This is a genomic window from Gordonia sp. (in: high G+C Gram-positive bacteria), from assembly GCF_047606305.1.
Classification (GTDB): domain Bacteria; phylum Actinomycetota; class Actinomycetes; order Mycobacteriales; family Mycobacteriaceae; genus Gordonia.
Map to the genome: position 1 here is coordinate 1 of NZ_JASGER010000109.1, position 4418 is coordinate 4418.

The window sequence follows — 4418 nt, forward strand, 5'->3', positions numbered from 1 at the left end:
TGCCGCCGGGCGGGGCGCGTGGGAGGCGGTCGCCGCGGCGGCGCCGGGCCGGGCCACCGCCGAAGTCCGCTACGCGGGCGCCCCTCTCGGGGTCGGGTACGACGTCGTGACGTGGCGGTTCGGGTGAGCGGTCGTCCGACCGGGGCACCGACGCCGATCGTCGTCGTCGGCCCCACGGCCAGCGGCAAGTCCGACCTCGCCCTCGACCTGGCCGAAGAATTCGGCGGCGAGGTCGTCAACGCCGACGCCATGCAGCAATACCGGGGGATGGACATCGGCACCGCCAAGCTGCCGTTCGCGCAGCGCCGCGGGATCGCACACCACCAGCTCGACGTCCTCGACGTCACCGAAACGGCCACCGTCGCCCGCTACCAGCGGGCGGCGATCGCCGACGTGGAGGCCATCCGCGACCGGGGCGCGACGCCGGTGATCGTCGGCGGCTCGATGATGTACATCCAGGCCCTCGTCGACGAGTGGGCGTTGCCGCCGACCGACGCCGGGGTGCGCGCCAAACACGAGGAACGCCTCGCCGAGGTCGGGCCCGCCGAGCTGCACCGCCGGCTGGCCGAGGTCGACCCGGCCGCGGCACAGACCATCGGGTCCACCGACGGCCGGCGGATCGTCCGCGCACTGGAGGTCGTCGAGCTGACCGGTCGGCCGTTCGCCGCCTCGCAACCGCAGATCGGCGACCCCCGTTGGGGCGCGGTGATCGTCGGCGTGGACCGCGACACCGACCTGCTCGATCAGCGGATCGCCGCGCGGACCGACCAGATGTTCGCGACCGGCCTCGTCGCGGAGGTCGAACGGCTGTTGGGACACGGCCTGCGCGAGGGCCAGACCGCGATCCGGGCGATCGGCTACGCCCAGGTGGTCGCCCACCTCGACGGCGACCACGACCTCGACCGCGCGCGGGAACTGACGTTCGTCGGGACCCGGCGCTATGTCCGTCGACAGCGGTCGTGGTTCCGGAGGGATCCGCGGGTGCGGTGGTTCGACGGCGGTGACGGCTCGCTCGCGGCGCGGGCCGCGGAGCACTATCGGATGGTGACCGGTCGGTAGACTGGGCCGGTGACTTCCGCCGCGGCGCAGCCGAGCACCTTCTGGAAGGGGCACGGCACGCAGAACGACTTCCTCATCGTCGACGACCTGGGCGCCCTGCTGCCCCTGGAACCGGAGACGGTGGCCGCGCTGTGCGACCGGCAGCGGGGCATCGGGGCCGACGGGCTGCTGCGCGTCGCGCGGGCCGGGACCCTCGTCGATGCGGGTGTCCTGCCGGAATTGGGCGAGGGCATCGCCGCCGACGACCTGTTCATGGACTACCGCAACGGCGACGGATCGATCGCCGAGATGTGCGGCAACGGCGTGCGCGTCTTCGCCCACTACTGCCGCACGACCGGGCTCACCGACGCCGATGAGTTCGTCGTGGGTTCGCGTGCCGGAGCGCGTCCCGTGCGGATCCACGCGGTGAGCCCCACGGCCGCCGATGTCAGTGTGTCGATGGGCCGGGTGCTGCGCGGCGCCGCGTCGACTGCGTCGATCGCCGGTCGGGCGTACTCCGGGCTGGCCGTCGACGTCGGCAATCCGCACCTGGCCTGCGTCGTGCCCGGCCTGACCGCCGACGAATTGGCCGCACTGGACCTCACCGGCCCGGTCGGCCTGGACGACGCGGTCTTCCCGGCGGGGGCCAACGTCGAGATCCTCACCGAACCGGCCGAGCAGGACGGGGTCCTCGTCGCGTCGATGCGGGTCGTCGAACGCGGGGTCGGTGAGACCCGCAGCTGCGGCACCGGGCTCGTCGCCGCCGCGAGCGCCTTGCTCGCGGGCCGGGGACGCGACACCGGCCGCCTGCGCCTGACCGTCCCGGGTGGGGAGGTCGAGGTGAGCATCGATGACGGGGGTGCCTCGTCGACCTTGCGCGGCCCGTCCCGACTGGTGGCCCGCGGCGAGCTGCTCGACGGTGCGCTGGACTGAAATCGAGGTGCGCCCGAGCACCGTCCGGTGCCATCATGGACGCATATGACTGATGTAGAACCACCCGTCGACGCCGTCGCCCCCGCGCCGACCACCGGCGAACTCCAGCTCGACGACCGCGCCTCACTGCAGCGCGTGGCGGGCCTGTCCACCGAACTCACCGACGTCACCGAGGTCGAGTACCGCCAGCTGCGGCTCGAGCGGGTCGTGCTGGTGGGCGTGTGGACCTCGGGCACGATGGCCCAGGCGCGCGCCAACATGGCCGAACTCGCGGCGTTGGCCGAGACCGCCGGCTCGCAGGTGCTCGACGCGGTGGTCCAACGGCGCTCCAGTCCGGACGCGGCGACCTACATCGGGTCCGGCAAGGCGGGGGAGTTGCGCGACATCGTGCTGTCCACCGGCGCCGACACGGTGATCGCCGACGGCGAGCTGACCCCGGCACAGCTCAATGCGCTCGAGAAGATCGTCAAGGTCAAGGTCATCGACCGCACCGCGCTCATCCTCGACATCTTCGCCCAGCACGCGACCAGCCGCGAGGGCAAGGCGCAGGTGTCGCTGGCGCAGATGGAGTACATGCTGCCCCGGCTGCGCGGTTGGGGCGAGTCCATGTCCCGCCAGGCCGGCGGACGGGCCGGCAGCAACGGCGGCGTCGGCCTGCGCGGTCCCGGTGAGACGAAGATCGAGACCGACCGGCGCCGCATCCGCGAGCGGATGGCCAAGCTGCGCCGGGAGATCCGCGCGATGAAGACGGCACGCACGGTCAAGCGCCTCGACCGTCGACGCAGCGGCGTCCCGACGATCACGGTCGTCGGCTACACGAACGCGGGCAAGTCGAGCCTGGTCAACGCGATGACCGGGTCGGGCGTGCTGGTCCAGGACGCGCTGTTCGCCACCCTCGACCCGACGACCCGCCGCGCCCGCCTCGACGACGGCCGGGAGGTCGTCTTCACCGACACCGTCGGGTTCGTGCGGCACCTCCCGACACAGCTCGTCGAGGCGTTTCGATCGACGCTGGAGGAGGTCGCCGACGCCGACCTGCTCATCCACGTCGTCGACGGGTCGGAGGCGTTCCCGCTCGACCAGGTCGCCGCGGTGCGCACCGTCCTCGGTGAGGTGATGGCCGAGTCCGGCGACGGGGGTGCGCCGCCGCCCGAACTCCTGGTCGTCAACAAGGTCGACGCGATGGACGACCTGGCCAGGACCGAGCTCGCGGCGGCACTGCCCGGGGCGCTGTTCGTGTCGGCGCGAACCGGCGAGGGACTCGCAGCACTCTTCGACCGGATCCGCGAGGAGGTCGGTCGCCACGACGTCGAACTGTTCGTCGACGTGCCGTTCGACCGGGGCGACCTGGTGTCGCGCATCCACGCCGACGGCGAGGTTCGTTCGACCGAGCACCACGAATCGGGCACCAAGATGCGGGTGCGGGTCCCCGCGGCGCTCGCCGGGGAACTGCAGGAGTTCGCCCGGGCGAGCGGCTAGCCGACTAGATGCGGCGCATCACCGAGACGACCTTGCCCAACACCACGGCCTGATCACCGGGGATCGGGTCGAACAGCGGGTTGTGCGGCATCAGCCAGACGTGCCCGTCCGAGCGCTTGAAGGTCTTCACCGTCGCCTCGCCGTCGATCATCGCCGCGACGATGTCGCCGTTGTCGGCGACGTTCTGCTGGCGCACGACCACCCAGTCGCCGTCGCAGATGGCGGCCTCGATCATCGATTCGCCGACGACGCGCAGCAGGAAGTGGTCGCCGTCCCCGACGAGTTCGCGGGGGAGGGGGAACACGTCCTCGACGGCCTCCTCGGCGAGAATCGGCCCGCCGGCGGCGATCTGACCCAGGACCGGCACATAGGTCGGGGCCGGCATGTCGTCGCCCCCGGCGGCGGCGCCACCGGGTGGCGGCTGGTTCTTCTCGGTGGCGACGTTCACCGCGCGCGGGCGGTGCGGATCGCGCTTGAGCAGGCCCTTCTTCTCCAGGGTGCTCAGTTGGTACGCCACCGACGAGGTGGACACGAGGCCCACGGCGTCGCCGATCTCGCGGATGCTGGGCGGGTAGCCGCGCTCGCGCACGGACTTGCGGATCACTTCGAGGACATCGCGCTGGCGCTGGGTCAGCGTGGCCTCGACGGCAGCCGGTGAATCGGTCAGGCCGTCGGACGGACTGTTCTTCTTCGCCATGGTTCGAACTCCTCTTCTCGGTGTCGCCAGATTAGCGAATATTTTCGAATGACTCAAACATTTGTTCGACGTGTCGCGGGACTTTGTCAGAGCGCCGTGGTAGAACTTCGAACATAAGTTCATCGAACATACGAACGAGGAGAACCAAGATGAGCGCTCCAGTGATGCACCGCCCGACCGTCCGCCCCGCGCGCCCGGCACAGCGGATCGCCCCGCGGTCGCCGCAGGCGCACCCGCGTCCGGCCGACACCCGCCTGCCGGCGCCGCGGCA

Annotated in this window: 4 protein-coding genes; 3 read left to right on the forward strand and 1 reads right to left on the reverse strand. The window is 71.5% G+C overall.

The window, feature by feature from the left end; translation table 11 throughout:
• Window positions 1-123 precede the first annotated feature (123 nt).
• Genes miaA through hflX form a run of 3 tightly spaced genes read left to right on the forward strand, consistent with a single transcriptional unit; the run spans window position 124 to window position 3450 of the window.
• On the forward strand, window positions 124-1059 hold the full coding sequence (gene miaA / locus QM634_RS14725; protein ID WP_415043526.1) for a tRNA (adenosine(37)-N6)-dimethylallyltransferase MiaA: 936 nt from the start codon (window positions 124-126) through the stop codon (window positions 1057-1059).
• A gap of 9 nt (window positions 1060-1068) precedes the next feature.
• Complete coding sequence (dapF, locus tag QM634_RS14730) at window positions 1069-1971, forward strand: diaminopimelate epimerase (RefSeq protein WP_415043527.1); 903 nt, start codon at window positions 1069-1071, stop codon at window positions 1969-1971.
• Window positions 1972-2016: 45 nt separating this feature from the next.
• Window positions 2017-3450: a GTPase HflX gene (gene hflX, locus QM634_RS14735; RefSeq protein ID WP_415043528.1), complete on the forward strand. Its 1434-nt coding sequence runs from the start codon at window positions 2017-2019 to the stop codon at window positions 3448-3450.
• 4 nt (window positions 3451-3454) lie between these two features.
• Here the strand turns inward: hflX and lexA are convergent, their stop codons facing one another.
• Window positions 3455-4147 (reverse strand): transcriptional repressor LexA, encoded by a 693-nt coding sequence (gene lexA / locus QM634_RS14740; protein ID WP_415043529.1) that lies wholly within the window; start codon window positions 4145-4147, stop codon window positions 3455-3457.
• Window positions 4148-4418: the final 271 nt, after the last annotated feature.